General features: G+C 40.9%; 12 protein-coding genes. 11 read left to right on the top strand and 1 reads right to left on the bottom strand.

Annotated features, from left to right (window positions below):
• Positions 1-24 precede the first annotated feature (24 nt).
• A complete protein-coding gene (locus AAC000_RS03640; protein ID WP_339720377.1) occupies positions 25-1,848 on the bottom strand; it encodes a M2 family metallopeptidase in 1,824 nt (607 codons plus the stop codon).
• 291 nt (positions 1,849-2,139) lie between these two features.
• On the opposite strand from AAC000_RS03640, the gene AAC000_RS03635 reads away from it, so the two are divergent.
• The 11 genes from AAC000_RS03635 (at position 2,140) to prpC (ending at position 14,465) form a co-directional block, all read left to right on the top strand.
• Positions 2,140-3,324, top strand: coding sequence for a thiamine pyrophosphate-dependent dehydrogenase E1 component subunit alpha (locus AAC000_RS03635; RefSeq protein ID WP_339720187.1), 1,185 nt, complete (start codon positions 2,140-2,142; stop codon positions 3,322-3,324).
• 1 nt (position 3,325) lies between these two features.
• Positions 3,326-4,303 (top strand): transketolase C-terminal domain-containing protein, encoded by a 978-nt coding sequence (locus AAC000_RS03630; RefSeq protein WP_339720186.1) that lies wholly within the window; start codon positions 3,326-3,328, stop codon positions 4,301-4,303.
• 21 nt (positions 4,304-4,324) lie between these two features.
• Positions 4,325-5,551 (top strand): 2-oxo acid dehydrogenase subunit E2, encoded by a 1,227-nt coding sequence (locus AAC000_RS03625; RefSeq protein ID WP_339720185.1) that lies wholly within the window; start codon positions 4,325-4,327, stop codon positions 5,549-5,551.
• Between the two features lie 374 nt (positions 5,552-5,925).
• The gene (gene rlmJ, locus AAC000_RS03620) at positions 5,926-6,816 is read left to right on the top strand and encodes a 23S rRNA (adenine(2030)-N(6))-methyltransferase RlmJ (RefSeq protein ID WP_339720183.1); all 891 of its coding nucleotides are present in this window, start codon (positions 5,926-5,928) and stop codon (positions 6,814-6,816) included.
• 17 nt (positions 6,817-6,833) lie between these two features.
• A complete protein-coding gene (locus AAC000_RS03615; protein WP_339720182.1) occupies positions 6,834-8,681 on the top strand; it encodes a protein kinase in 1,848 nt (615 codons plus the stop codon).
• A gap of 38 nt (positions 8,682-8,719) precedes the next feature.
• A complete protein-coding gene (locus AAC000_RS03610) occupies positions 8,720-9,580 on the top strand; it encodes an acyl-CoA thioesterase domain-containing protein (protein WP_339720181.1) in 861 nt (286 codons plus the stop codon).
• A complete protein-coding gene (locus AAC000_RS03605; RefSeq protein ID WP_339720180.1) occupies positions 9,580-10,098 on the top strand; it encodes a gamma carbonic anhydrase family protein in 519 nt (172 codons plus the stop codon). The genes AAC000_RS03610 and AAC000_RS03605 overlap by 1 nt, the downstream gene beginning before the upstream one ends.
• Positions 10,099-10,457: 359 nt before the next feature.
• The gene (locus AAC000_RS03600) at positions 10,458-11,582 is read left to right on the top strand and encodes an alanine--glyoxylate aminotransferase family protein (RefSeq protein ID WP_339720179.1); all 1,125 of its coding nucleotides are present in this window, start codon (positions 10,458-10,460) and stop codon (positions 11,580-11,582) included.
• A gap of 73 nt (positions 11,583-11,655) precedes the next feature.
• Complete coding sequence (locus tag AAC000_RS03595; RefSeq protein ID WP_339720177.1) at positions 11,656-12,366, top strand: GntR family transcriptional regulator; 711 nt, start codon at positions 11,656-11,658, stop codon at positions 12,364-12,366.
• Positions 12,363-13,244, top strand: coding sequence for a methylisocitrate lyase (prpB, locus tag AAC000_RS03590; RefSeq protein WP_339720175.1), 882 nt, complete (start codon positions 12,363-12,365; stop codon positions 13,242-13,244). The genes AAC000_RS03595 and prpB overlap by 4 nt, the downstream gene beginning before the upstream one ends.
• A gap of 96 nt (positions 13,245-13,340) precedes the next feature.
• Positions 13,341-14,465, top strand: coding sequence for a 2-methylcitrate synthase (prpC, locus tag AAC000_RS03585; protein WP_339720173.1), 1,125 nt, complete (start codon positions 13,341-13,343; stop codon positions 14,463-14,465).
• Positions 14,466-14,492 lie beyond the last annotated feature (27 nt).

Genomic DNA, 14,492 nt, shown 5'->3' with positions numbered 1-14,492 from the left:
AATACTTAGGATATTCTGATCCCATTAGAAACCACAGGTTCTTCCACGGTTTTGTTCGTCGAGCCATTCTTTTAATGGTGCAAAATAAGCCAGAATTGCATTGGCATCCATCTCACCTTTGCCAGTTAAAGTGGTCAGGGCTTCTTGCCAAGTTTTACTCTTACCCATTTCTAACATGTTGTTTAACGCTTCACCTGCCTCTTTGCTACCATAGATAGAGCAACGGTGTATGGGATCGGTGTTTCCTGAAATATCGCACAGGGTCTTATGAAATTGAAACTGTAAAATATGCGCTATAAAATAGCGGGTATAAGGAGTATTAGCTGGTACATGGTATTTGGCGCCAGGGTCAAATGCATCATCACCGCGTTCTGTAGGTGCCATAACGCCTTGATATTTCTCCCTAAGCTGCCACCACACTTTGTTATAATCGGCAGGTTTTACTTCTCCTGAAAATACTTTCCAGCGCCATTGATCGACCATCAAACCGAAAGGTACAAAGGCTATTTTATCCAATGCCAATTTGAGTAACATGCCTATGTCGTTTGATGCATCAGGGATATTCTCTACTAGTCCGATCTCCTTTAGATATTTAGGAGTAATAGACAACGCAATGGTGTCGCCAATGGCTTCATGGAAACCGTCGTTAGCTGATTCTCTATATAACAAAGGTTGGTTTTTGTAGGCTCGTTGATAATAGTTATGACCTAATTCATGGTGAATAACCGCAAATTCTTCACCGGTTTTTTGGATACACATCTTGATACGTAAATCGTCTTTGTCATCTATATCCCATGCTGATGCATGACACACCACTTCGCGATCTGCGGGCTTAGTAAACTGAGACCGTTCCCAAAACGTGTCAGGTAAAGGAGCAAAACCTAAAGAAGAAAAGAATGATTCTGCCTGCTTAACCATTTTGATTTCATCATAATTGTGAGTGGCTAAGGCTTGAGTGACGTCTATGACGTCTAGTTCTTGTTTCGGCTTAACTAAGTCATAAATATTCCCCCATGACTGTGCCCACATATTTCCTAATAAATGCGCTGGTATAGGTTGGTCTTGGGGCACTTTATCTGTGCCATATTGGTTACCCAATTCAGCTCGCACATGACAATGTAATGCGTCGTAAAAGGGTTTGACTTGACCCCATAACCTGTCTAATTCATTGCCAAAATCCTCAGCGGGCATGTCATAGCTGCCGCGCCATAAATCACTTATATCAGCAAAACCTAATTCTTTGGCCCCCTCATTGGCTATAGCCACTTCTTCTGCGTATAAAGATTTCATCGCTGGAGAAACCTGACGCCAGCCTTGCCACATTTCTAGCAATAGTGCTTCATCGCGACTAGTAGACATAATGTTACTCATGTCTGTTAAGCCCATGCAGTCATTTTCAGAGCGACAGTATTTTCCACTTCCGTACATACCTTCTAAATCAGACGTGATCTGCGACAAACGAGCTGACTTTTCGGAATCTGCTGGAGCAGGTAAAACCAAACTATTACGCATCAACTCTAATTTTCTACGTGTATCTGAGTCTACTTTTACATCATTAAATGCTGCCGATTGCTTCGCTAACTCGGACGATAGGCTGCTACTTTTTTCAGATAAATATGCCGATAACGCCGCTGTGTCTTGGTTGATATGAGTCTGATAGACCCAAGCAGCTTGTGCTGATGGCAATCTGACTTTTTGTAACGCTAGTTGCGCATTTTCCACAAATTGTTTGGCATCTTGTGTTTTTGTGGTTGGTTTGACTGTGACATTGTTTGAGTTGTAATTACAACTGAGTAAAGTGGCCGATAAGGCTAACATTATCGCGCTCAAAGGTGTTTTTTTCAAAATGACGTCCTTTTGTAATTGTTGTTTACATCATGGCTACAGCAGTTAATTTACCCCAAAATTGGTGGTATAGAAGGATATCTCGCCAAATAACTTAAAAATGCCTTCGAGTTATTTGAAAGTAGGATAGATATCATGTTTTTATTAACTTAATAGTGGTTCTATTCTTTTTATTCTTCCCTATAAAGCCTATTTGGCAAGACCAAACTTTTAATATTCATCTACTATTTACATCCTAATTACAATTAATATACATACTCACTCTTTGTGTATATAAGAGATATAGGCAAATAAATGAAAGACAGAAATCATTTAGCCAATATTGGGCTGATTCATCAGGTTAAAATCATTGAGAATGGCCTAATTGATATTCCAATGCTGCAAGTCTTACAACCAGACGGTTCAGTTCATCCAGAAGCAGAATGTCCGGCTATTACTGAGCAATGTTCCTTAAAAATTCTGCATACCATGCAATATATAAGGTTGTTAGACGAAAGGATGGTCGCGGCGCAGCGCCAAGGAAGGATAAGCTTTTATCTGGCCTGTACCGGTGAAGAAGCATCCACTATAGGCAGTGCTGCAGCGCTTGAACCACAGGATATGATCATGTCCCAATATCGAGAGCAAGGCGCATTGGCGTATCGAGGATTTACCAGCAAAGAATTTATGGATCAAATGTTTAGCAATCAAAATGAGCTGAATAAAGGGCGACAAATGCCTATCCATTATGGCTCTAAAGCCCTTAACTTTATGACCATTTCATCTCCTTTAGGCACACAAATTCCTCAGGCAAGTGGTTATGCTTACGGTCAGAAAATGGCCGGACACGATGCAGTTACTATTTGTTATTTTGGCGAAGGCGCAGCCTCAGAAGGGGATTTCCACGCTGGTCTCAATATGGCGGCTGTTCTAGATTGCCCAGTAATCTTCTTCTGTCGTAATAATGGTTACGCCATTTCAACACCATCAGAAGAACAATTTGCAGGTGATGGTATAGCTTCCAGAGGTATAGGTTATGGAGTAAGAACGATTCGTGTAGATGGTAACGATGTTCTCGCGGTTTATTCCGCTACCCAAGAGGCAAGAAAAATTGCGCTAGAACAGCAATGCCCAGTACTGATTGAAGCCATGACCTATAGATTAGCGGCTCATTCCACTTCAGATGATCCAACAGGTTATCGTTCAAAAGATGAAGAAGAACGATGGCGCTTAAAGGATCCGTTACAACGATTTAAACGCTGGATAGAGTCCAAAGGCTGGCTGAATGAAGACCAAAATCTGGCATTTATCGATGACACTAGGCAAGAAATTTTGAAACAGCTTAAGCTAGCTGAACAAGTGCCTATTTGTCCCATAGAGCAAATAATTGAGGACGTATACGATTCACCACCTTGGCACTTAAAGGCACAATTAGCCGATTTAAAAACACATATTGAATTGTACCCAGAAGCCTATCCAAAAACGTCAGGGAGGCTATAAGATGGCTAAAATGAATATGCTGCAGGCTGTGAATAATGCACTCATTACAGCCATGAATGATGATGAAAAAGTCATGGTATTTGGGGAAGACGTAGGCCACTTTGGTGGTGTGTTTAGAGCCACCAGTAACCTTCAGCAAACCTTTGGTAAAGGTCGTTGTTTTAATACGCCTTTAACAGAACAAGGCATAATAGGTTTTGCTACGGGCCTTGCCGCACAGGGCTCTGTACCTGTCGCTGAAATTCAGTTCGCTGATTATATTTTTCCTGCCTTTGATCAAATTGTAAATGAAACAGCTAAGTTTCGGTATCGTTCTGGCGGGCAGTTTTCATGCGGTACGCTTACTATCCGCACGCCATACGGTGGTGGTATTGCAGGTGGTCATTATCATTCACAGTCACCAGAAGCGTTTTTTGCCCATGTTCCTGGCATTAAAGTGATAGTCCCTCGTAATCCTTATCAGGCAAAAGGTTTGTTACTCGCTTCCATCCGCGATGATAATCCTGTGCTTTTTATGGAGCCAAAACGATTGTATAGAGCCTCAGTGGGCGAAGTGCCAGAAGATGACTACCAATTACCACTGGGTAAGGCAGATGTTGTCAAATTAGGCTCAGATATCACTTTGTTGGCATGGGGGGCACAAGTGGAAATCATCGAAAAAGCGGCGGTTATGGCTGAAGAGCAAGGCATTTCCTGTGAGGTGATTGATTTACAGAGCATATTACCTTGGGATAGTGAGACGGTTTGCCGTTCTGTTGAAAAAACAGGGCGTTTGTTAATCAATCACGAAGCGCCACTAACTGCGGGTTTTGCTAGCGAAATTGCTGCAAGTGTTCAGGAGAGGTGTTTCCTTAATCTAGAATCGCCTATATGCCGAGTATGTGGATTAGATACACCTTATCCCTTGGCTCATGAAAAAGAATATATGCCAGACCACCTAAAAACCTTCGAAGCGATTAAACGCACCGTCAATTTTTAGGTCAATATTAAGGATCAAAGTATGCAAGATTTTATTCTACCGGATATTGGTGAAGGCATTGTGGAATGCGAAGTGGTCAAGTGGTTAGTTACACAAGGCCAAACTATTATAGAAGACCAACCCGTTGTTGAAGTCATGACTGACAAGGCATTGGTAGAAATACCAGCTAAGTACAGCGGGCAAGTTACTAAGCTATATTATGCTGAAGGTGACATTGCCAAAGTGCATTCGCCTTTGTTTGAAATGCAAATTAATGCAGATGATGGGCAGCCGCAGGAAACGGCTGTTGTTCAAAAACAAGTTGACGATAATATACCAACCGCCACTAAATTAGCTGCTAAACAAGGGGATATAGATACTGCTAAACCAGCATCAGGTAAAGCGCTAGCAAGCCCCGCAGTCAGGCGGTTAGCAAGAGAGTTAGAAATTGACCTGTCTCAGGTTGCGGGCAGTGGCGATAAGGGCCGAGTGTTAAAAGATGATCTTACGTCTGTTTCGTCACCGGAAATATTATCAACTTCTGCGAGATTTGAGACAACAGGTGGTAAACGTGTAGAGCCTATTCGCGGGATCAAAGCGGTTATGGCAAAACATATGATGCATTCTGTTTTTACAGTGCCACATTTTAGTGTCAGTGAAGAAATTGAAATGGATAATTTGATGCAGGCTAGGGGACAAATAAAAGGGTCGTTTGAAAAAGAAGGTATTAAGCTTAGTTTTATGCCATTTTTTATCAAAGCCATGTCTTTGGCATTAGAAAAATTTCCAATCATAAATAGCCAAGTTAATGCTGATTGCAGCGAAGTGACTTATTTTGACGATCATAATATTGGAATAGCAGTTGACTCTAAAGTCGGTCTAGTAGTGCCAAACATCAAAGGTGTGCAGCGCCTATCTTTATTGGAGATTGCTAAGAAATCAAACGAGCTAGTGGAGCTTGCACGTCAAGGCAGATTAAGTAATACCGATTTAAAGGGAGGAACCATTAGTATTTCAAACATTGGAGTACTAGGCGGTACAGTTGCCACTCCGGTTATTAATGCGCCAGAATCAGCCATCGTTGCCCTAGGTAAAATTCAGAGATTACCTAGGTTTGATGAAAATGATGCGGTAAAGGCGGTTAATATCATGCATGTGAGTTGGTCTGGAGATCATCGGATTATAGATGGCGCTACTATGGTGAGATTTAACAATCTGTGGAAATCTTACTTGGAAAATCCTCTCACAATGTTGGCTATAACTAGATAGTCAATTAAATTTAGTGATAAACCCGCTAACAGAGGGTTTACTTTTGCTTTAAGATAAGAGGTTATTGACCTTTCATATATGGCCGAGATTTTCCTCAGAATATTTTCAATAAAGCAAAAACAGGTAAACTTTGGCTATGTAAATAGAAGGGTTTAACGTGTTATGAAAACGTTTGAGGAAAACACTTTAGGTCGATAACCGATTTATGGTCCATTTATTAGTCTACCTTGCTTTTTCATCTTTGGTTTAGAATGGCTAAACCAAAGATAAACGTCTCGGTAACTACATAAACGACCTCAGTCTCAACGACATATGCAAGGTCAACAGCCCCTAAGCCCAATTTTTGTCACACAGTTAAAGTAAGGAATTCACTATTGTTAAGTTATCGACATAGTTTTCATGCAGGTAATCATGGTGATGTTTTAAAACACCTTTGCCAGATGTTGTTAATTGAGAAACTAAAAAGTAAAGACAAAGGCTTTTGTTATTTTGATACCCACAGCGGCGCTGGGATTTATCAATTGAACTCAGATGAAGCACGTAAAACCAATGAATTTAAGCAGGGCATTGAACGTTTAATTGGGAAGCCGGTTAAAAATGAAGCTATTAATCACTACTTGTCTTTGGTTTCTGCGTATAAAGCTTTTAATCAGTATCCGGGTTCGCCAGAAATTGCTAAATCTATGCTTCGTTCACAGGATAAGTTAGTGCTAATGGAATGGCACAATCAAGAGATACTCAACCTTAAAAGTAATATGGGCGGTAAAAACATCGCGATCCATCATAGAGATGGATATGAAGGCTTATTAGCCTTAACCCCACCAGATATGCAACGAGGTATAGTACTAATTGATCCTTCTTATGAAGTGGCGAGTGAGTATCAGCAAGTTGTCGATACTGTAGTTGCAGCCCATAAGAAATGGAATTCTGCCATTTATGGGATTTGGTATCCTCTTGTGAGTGATAGAAAGCCGAGTGACATGAACACCGCGAATACGAGTTTTGCTAGTAGTGTCAGTAAAAAAGGTAAAAGTGAAGCGATGCTTGATAGCTTAAGCCAACATTCTTTTAAAAATTTACTTAAAATAGAGTTATGCGTAACCTCTGCTGATGAGGCTGGAGGTATGTATGGCTCTGGCATGGCCATTATAAATGCCCCTTGGCAATTAGATCATCACATAAAACAAAGTTTACTAGAACTCACGCCATTATTGGCACAAAACGATGGCGCGTCTTTCAACGTTGAATGGTTAATTGCGGAATAATTGGCAATCCTGAGAAGATGACAGCTGAAAATATAAAACATTTTTATATTCCTGATGAACAGTCTATCTATTTGCTGTCCCATAAGGATGCGAAGAAACTAAAAGATTGGTTTAAGTTATGTACCGAGCAATTGCAGCTTCTGGGTTATCAAGAGATTGAATTAATCGGTAAAGGAGCTTTTGGGTTTGCTTTTGCGGGAACGGTTGCCAAAAGGAATGGCTCTCAGAATGCTATTCAACCTCTGCAGCAGGTGTTTAAATTTTCGCGCATTAATCTACCGCAACACGTGCAAGACCGATTGGAAGAAGAAGCCTATATGTTGAGTTTGGTTTCTCATCCTTATGTACCACGATTAATTGAATATCAAAAAATCAAAAAACAATCAGTGTTAGTCATGGACAGGGCAAAAGGTGAAGATTTAGAAAAAATTTCCCTTAAATATGGACCTTTATCAGTTCGATTGGTAATTAAAATTGCGGCGCAACTGGCTGATATTTTGTTGTATTTACGTGGACATCAACAGCAAGGTCAAAGCAAACCTATAGTTCATGGGGATATTAAACCATCAAATATTGTGTTTGATGAATCCAGTGAAAAAGTGGGGTTAATAGATTGGGGATCGTCGGTTTTTGCTCAGCTTGATCATCAAGGACAGTTTGTAGGTAACAACGTGATGGATTTGATGTCTAGTGACATGCAACAAACTAACGCGCGCCTTGGTGATGTGTATTTTATTGGTGATGATCAACTCAACGGAGGCCTATCTTCTGTGCGCTTTGACGAACAAGGATTGGCAAGTACACTTTATGCCTTGGCCTCAGGTCAATCTAGTCGATTTGGACATAAGGTTATTACTCCAAACTCCTTAGGTTTACCCCAAGAACTTGCCAAAACACTAACCGCTATGATGAGTGACTCCCCTAAGTTACGAGAGCAAGGCGGCGATTATTTTATTCATAACATGCAATATATGAAAAATGTCGTATTGAATGAAGCTATACAACCTGATCACGTTTCTTTAATCCCTTCTAGAGTCAGTCCCCATGTAAAAGAAATAGACACAGTAGTATACAGCTCGCGAAAATCCTTTTTAAGGATTGAGGCAGAGCAAGAGCTTAGATTAATTGATGATGCCCAGTTTGAGCGATATTATAAAAATTATATGCAAGGCATGGGAGATACTGAAAAAGCATTTGTAGCAGCGGTGAGTCGATTAGGTAAGTATCCCTTAGTCGGAGGATTAGCGGTTAGATGGGAAAAATCAGGGGTGTTTATAGATTCTAGCCTGAATTTATACGATTTAACGCTTATAAAGTCCTTTGAAGCGTCTCTCAATAACATAGTTCATTTTGCTAGGGCCATTAATCGAATTGGTGTGTTTAAGTGCTGTATGTTCAATGCGCGTGATACCTTACATGTTGAGCGCAGTGATGAGCACAGTGTATTTATTCCAGAACGGACAATGCAAATACCATTTGAACTCAGTGAAGTGTCTCTTTCAGAACACGACAGTCGAATGCATTCATATTTTGAGGATGGTGATGATCCCGATGAATTATTAACCTTGCCTTTAGAATTAATGGCCGTGATAAGGCAATTAAATAGCATCCATCATACTGGCTGTATTATATTTGAATCTTTACCGACTCATCTTAAAATACATAGCGATTACAAACTGTTAAATCACAGTATGGAATTGGAATTTAAGAGTTTATTAAAAGACGTCATTGATCTTATTCCAACCATTGAGGGGCTTGGTATCTCTGGTTTTATGAAGCTGCCTTTTAAAGACACAAGATTTTTTACCCATCAAAGTCAATTACCTGATAGATTTTACCCTAAAGACCCGCGTCAAAAGAATTAGGGTAAAATTTAAATACGTACGAAACAAACAGAGAATTTATGCCAGAAGTCAAATTAGTAGAATTATTAACCCTAGACAAACTTGAAGAAGGTTTGTTTCGAGGACAAAGTTGGGATTTAGGTTTTCGAGCCTTATTTGGTGGACAGGTATTAGGCCAAGCGCTCGCTGCCGCGCAGTTGACTTTGCCTGAAGGTCGCATCACACATTCATTTCATAGCTATTTTTTGTTGCCAGGTGATGCCAATAAGCCCGTGGTGTTTGATGTAGAGAATGTGCGTGATGGTCGTAGTTTCTCCACTAGAAGAGTGAAAGCGATTCAAAACGGCAGAAATATATTCTATATGACTGCATCCTTTCAATCTCCTGAAAAAGGACTTGAACATCAATATGCGGTTATGCCAAACGTGCTACCGCCAGAAGAAATAGAGTCAGACATCAAACTATTGTCTAAGACTCAAGAAATGTCGGAGCGTATGAGTGATAGCAGTGGTTATCACAAACCAATCGATATGCGCACTGTTGACTTTGTAGCCCCTGACAAAGCCATAAAGCAAGAGCCCAAACGTTACATCTGGATGAAAGCACAAGAAGTATTGTCTCGGAATATTAATCTCAATCAAGTCATGTTGGCTTACGCCTCGGATTATCATTTTTTATCTACAGCACTGCATCCTCATTGTATTGCAAACACCGATAAAAATTTGCGCATGGCCACCATTGATCATTCGATGTGGTTTCATCATCCATTCGATTTTGACGACTGGTTATTATACTGTGCTGAAAGTCCGTTTTCTGGTGGAGCCAGAGGGTTAGTGAGAGGGCAGTTTTTTAATCGTCAAGGCAAGTTAGTTGCATCGACCATGCAAGAAGGCCTCATGCGTATGATTGGAGATAAGTAATGATTTATTCGTTAGGTGATGACAAAGTTGAGTTAGCACAAGGGGTTTTTGTTGCCCCTGGTAGCCACATAATAGGTAAAGTTGTCATGAAAGCAAATAGCAGTGTTTGGTTTAACACTGTGGTGCGTGGTGATTGCGATCTGATTACGATTGGTGAAGATAGCAATGTGCAAGATGGTTCAGTATTGCATACCGATCATGGCATACCTCTTATTATAGGCAGAGGAGTCACCATAGGTCATAAAGTGATGTTGCATGGCTGTGAGGTCGGAGATTACAGTTTGATTGGCATCAATAGTGTTGTGCTAAACGGAGCAAAAATTGGTAGGTACTGCGTAATAGGTGCTAACAGTTTGATAACCGAAAATATGCAGATCCCTGATGGCTCATTAGTCATGGGATCACCGGCAAAGGTGGTTAAGACCATCCCAGAAACGCAGCAAAAAATGCTCGAACAATCTGCGCAACATTATGTTGAAAATGCGCAACGTTTTTTACAACAGTTAAAGCCTTGTTGAACACAAATAAAAAAAGGCCCGACACTATTACTAGATCGGGCTTAGGGGAATGGCTCTGAAAGAGCCGTGCGCTAACTGGAGAAAAGATTAAACTTTAAAAACTAGACTGATAAGCATAGAACAAAATTGCCTAAAAACTAAACAAATTTTGAAATCATTTTTAATTTCTATCTAAAACAATATGTTATCTATCCTAAATGGATCTCTACTCGTTATTTAAGTGGTCGATTCGTAATTCAACCTATAAATGCTTGGACATAAAAGCATTTATCTTGTTTATGCTCGGTATAGTTACCTTGTAGCAAACACCTAATACTGTAAAAATTACCCCACTAAATCACCTTTATCTTGGAGCTTTTATGACTCAGACATTTTCATCTTTTATACCTCCTACTCGAGTACTAATGGGGCCTGGACCCTCAGATGTCTACCCGCAAGTGCTTGAAGCTTTAGCTAGACCAACTATAGGTCATTTGGATCCTAGATTTGTTGATCTAATGGATGAAGTGAAACAGTTATTACAATATGCCTTCCAAACTAATAATGCCTTAACAATGCCCATTTCGGCACCTGGCTCGGCAGGTATGGAATCTGTTTTTGTTAATTTAGTTGAGCCTGGCGACAAGGTTATTGTTTGCCAAAATGGCGTATTTGGCGGGCGTATGCAACAAAACGTGCAACGCTGTGGTGGCAAAGCTGTCATGGTGCAAGATGATTGGGGTAAACCTACAGATCTTAATAAAGTCAGAGCAGCACTTAAAGCTAACCCTGACGCTAAAGCACTAGCCTTTGTTCATGCGGAAACGTCAACAGGTGTGCTAAATGATGCCCAAGCCTTATGTCAATTAGCCAAGGAGTTCGATTGTTTGAGTATTGTTGACGCTGTGACATCCTTAGGTGGTAGCGAATTAAGGGTGGATGAATGGAATATTGATGCCATTTATTCTGGTACTCAAAAGTGTCTTTCTTGCATACCTGGATTATCCCCGGTGTCTTTTAGTGACAAGGCGATCGCAGTGATTAAGCAGCGACAACATCCTGTGCAAAGTTGGTTTTTAGATATGGATTTGGTCATGGGGTATTGGGGGCAGGGAGCGAAACGCGCTTACCATCATACTGCACCTGTAAACAGTATCTATGGGTTACATGAATCTTTGCTTATTTTGCAACAAGAAGGACTTGAAAACGCTTGGGAAAGGCACAGTCGAAACCACCTTAGTTTAAAGCTTGGGTTAGAAAAACTGGGATTAGACTTGGTTGTCGAAGAAAAATATCGATTGCCACAATTGAATACAGTGCAAATTCCAAATGGAATAGATGATGGCCAGGTTCGTAATAGGCTACTCAATGAATTCAATTTGGAAATAGGTGCAGGCTTAGGTGAATTGGCAGGCAAAGTATGGAGAATAGGTTTGATGGGGTGTGGTTCTAGCCAAAAGAATGTTGATTATTGTCTTTCAAGTCTAGAAGCAGTACTTAACTAAAACGTTAGTTTGTTTATAACAAGGTCCAATTGTCGACAATTTGACCTTGTTATTTTCAGTTTAAGCGACTATTATGGCGATATCATTTATTATTGTCGACAACCAAAAATTGCAAACGTCAAATAACACAGCACCTAGTATCACCCGTGCAGACACGGTTTTTATTGATCTGCGTCAGCGCATTGTTGAAGGGAATATCTTAACAGGCTCTAAGTTAAGTGAGCCCGAACTGGCCAAACACTACGAAATAAGTCGTTCTACACTTCGCGATGCATTGTCCCGATTAGAAGGTTGTGGCTTGCTTGAGCGCAAAGCTAATATTGGTTATCGCGTGGTGACATTGTCGACAGAAAAATTACTTGAAATTTTTCGGGTCAGAGAATCCTTAGAGGGAATGGCGTGTCGTTTAGCGGCACAAAACATCACTCCAAAACAAATTGAAGATCTAAAACATCTGCTTGATGTCCACAATCAGCACGAGTCATTGCAACAAGGCCAAGCTTATATTCAAGAAGAAGGGGATTTGGACTTTCATTTTCGTATTGTAATGAGCAGCGGTAATCAACTGTTGATCCGCCTGTTGTGCGAAGAATTGTATTATTTAGTACGTATGTATCGTTATCAATTTGGTATGGCAAGTCCTAGAGCCAAAAAAGCATTTTCTGAACACCACCACATTATTCAAGCCATCGAAGATCAAGATGGTGAACTGGCTGAAATTCTTATGCGCAGGCATATATCAGCATCACGTAAAAACGTCGAAAAACGGATGAAAACCCTATGAAAACTCCCGGACAACGCTTTCGTCAAGCTTTAAAAGACAATCAACCCTTACAAATTGTAGGCACTATTAACGCTTATTCAGCGATGATGGCAAAACAAATTGGTCATCACGCTATTTATTTATCAGGTGGTGGTGTGGCTAATGCTTCCTATGGATTACCTGATTTGGGTATGACCTCACTAAATGACGTGCTAGTTGATGTTCAGCGAATTACTGCAGCTTGTGATCTGCCCTTGTTGATAGATATTGATACAGGTTGGGGCGGGGCATTTAATATTGCTAAAACCATTCGCGATATGGAAAAAGCCGGCGCGGCGGCAGTGCACATGGAAGACCAAGTGGCGCAAAAACGTTGTGGACATCGTCCCAATAAGGAAATTGTTTCTACTGAAGAAATGGTGGATCGCATCAAAGCCGCCGTTGATGCGCGTATCGATCCTGATTTTTTTATCATGGCCCGTACGGATTCATTTGCCCAAGAAGGTTTAGACGCTGCTATAGAGCGTGCTAAAGCCTATGTGGCGGCAGGCGCAGATGGGATTTTTGCAGAAGCGATAAAAACAGAACAACACTATCGTGCTTTTTCAGAAGCTTTGGACGTACCTATTCTGGCAAATATCACAGAGTTTGGCCAAACTGAACTTTGGAATAAGAAGGAATTAGGCGAGTGGGGCGCCGATATGGTGCTTTATCCACTCAGTGCATTTAGAGCGATGAATAAAGCGGCGGAAAATGTTTACCAATCAATTTTGAATATAGGCGATCAAAAAGCAGTGGTGGACACTATGCAAACACGCTCGGAATTGTATGACTACCTTGGCTATCACGCCTATGAGCAGAAACTAGACTCACTTTTTTCTGAAGGTAAAAATAAGTAATCTCCTAAACATTTTAAGTTACTTAAATAATGAAACCATTACGACCTTTGTTTGCTTCATACCACAAGGGTTTAAATATAAAAGTTGGATTAAATTATGACTGATAAAAAACTAAGTGGCGCAGGTCTGCGTGGTCAAAGTGCCGGTGAAACTAAATTATGTACTGTGGGTAAATCAGGCTCAGGCCTTACGTATTGTGGTTATGATGTATCAGATTTGGCCGACAATGCCACGTTCGAAGAAGTGGCTTATTTATTGTTTAACGGCGAACTGCCTAATCAAGGGCAACTAGACAGTTATAAAGCCCAGTTATTTGAACAACTTGACTTGCCACTAGCCCTAAAAGAAGTATTGAAACTTATTCCAGCTGACGCACATCCTATGGATGTGATGCGCACGGGCTGCTCATTTTTAGGTAACCTTGAGCCAGAAGTGGACTTTAGTGCCCAAAACAAAGCGGCAAACCGATTGCTGGCTGCTTTCCCGGCTATCATGTGTTTTTGGTACAGATACAGTCACGACGGTATTGAAATAGATTGTGTAACTGATGAAGTGTCACTAGGTGGACATTTCCTTAAATTGCTCACAGGAGATACCCCGTCTGAACTACACAGTAAAGTGATGGATGTGTCCCTTATTTTATACGCTGAACATGAATTTAATGCGTCTACTTTTACAGCTCGTGTGTGTGCGTCTACGTTATCCGACATGTACTCTTGTGTGACTGGCGCTATAGGTTCGCTTCGTGGTCCTCTCCATGGTGGTGCAAACGAAGCGGCCATGGATATGATCCAGAAGTTTAGCTCTCCAGCCGATGCGAAAGAGCAGATGGCTGGCATGCTAGCGCGCAAAGAAAAAATCATGGGATTTGGACACGCCATTTATCGTGAATCAGATCCCCGTAATGTGATCATTAAAGCGTGGTCAGCAAAGCTAGCCAAGGAATTTGGCGATAGCTCTCTTTATGATATTTCAGTGGCCTGTGAAGAATTTATGTGGGATACCAAAAAATTATTCTGTAACGCTGACTTTTTCCACGCTTCGGCGTACCACTTCATGGGCATTCCCACTAAATTGTTTACGCCAATATTTGTGTGCTCACGTTTGACTGGTTGGGCAGCGCATATTATGGAACAACGTTCAAATAATCGTATTATTCGCCCAAGTGCTGATTATATAGGTGCTGAGCCGAGAAAAGTCACCACTATTAGCCAACGCTAACGACCACCACTTAATGTCAGGCCAGAA

The organism is uncultured Paraglaciecola sp. (assembly GCF_963977085.1).
Classification (GTDB): domain Bacteria; phylum Pseudomonadota; class Gammaproteobacteria; order Enterobacterales; family Alteromonadaceae; genus Paraglaciecola.
This window is presented reverse-complemented; position numbering and strand designations above follow the sequence as displayed.

Excerpts from the sequence above, each read along its gene's own strand:
- prpB (WP_339720175.1), top strand. The coding sequence starts at position 12,363 with ATGAAAACTCCCGGACAACGCTTTCGTCAAGCTTTAAAAGACAATCAA.
- AAC000_RS03610 (WP_339720181.1), top strand. The coding sequence starts at position 8,720 with ATGCCAGAAGTCAAATTAGTAGAATTATTAACCCTAGACAAACTTGAA.
- AAC000_RS03600 (WP_339720179.1), top strand. The coding sequence starts at position 10,458 with ATGACTCAGACATTTTCATCTTTTATACCTCCTACTCGAGTACTAATG.
- prpC (WP_339720173.1), top strand. The coding sequence starts at position 13,341 with ATGACTGATAAAAAACTAAGTGGCGCAGGTCTGCGTGGTCAAAGTGCC.
- AAC000_RS03625 (WP_339720185.1), top strand. The coding sequence starts at position 4,325 with ATGCAAGATTTTATTCTACCGGATATTGGTGAAGGCATTGTGGAATGC.
- AAC000_RS03630 (WP_339720186.1), top strand. The coding sequence starts at position 3,326 with ATGGCTAAAATGAATATGCTGCAGGCTGTGAATAATGCACTCATTACA.
- AAC000_RS03595 (WP_339720177.1), top strand. The coding sequence starts at position 11,656 with ATGGCGATATCATTTATTATTGTCGACAACCAAAAATTGCAAACGTCA.
- AAC000_RS03635 (WP_339720187.1), top strand. The coding sequence starts at position 2,140 with ATGAAAGACAGAAATCATTTAGCCAATATTGGGCTGATTCATCAGGTT.
- AAC000_RS03615 (WP_339720182.1), top strand. The coding sequence starts at position 6,834 with ATGACAGCTGAAAATATAAAACATTTTTATATTCCTGATGAACAGTCT.
- AAC000_RS03605 (WP_339720180.1), top strand. The coding sequence starts at position 9,580 with ATGATTTATTCGTTAGGTGATGACAAAGTTGAGTTAGCACAAGGGGTT.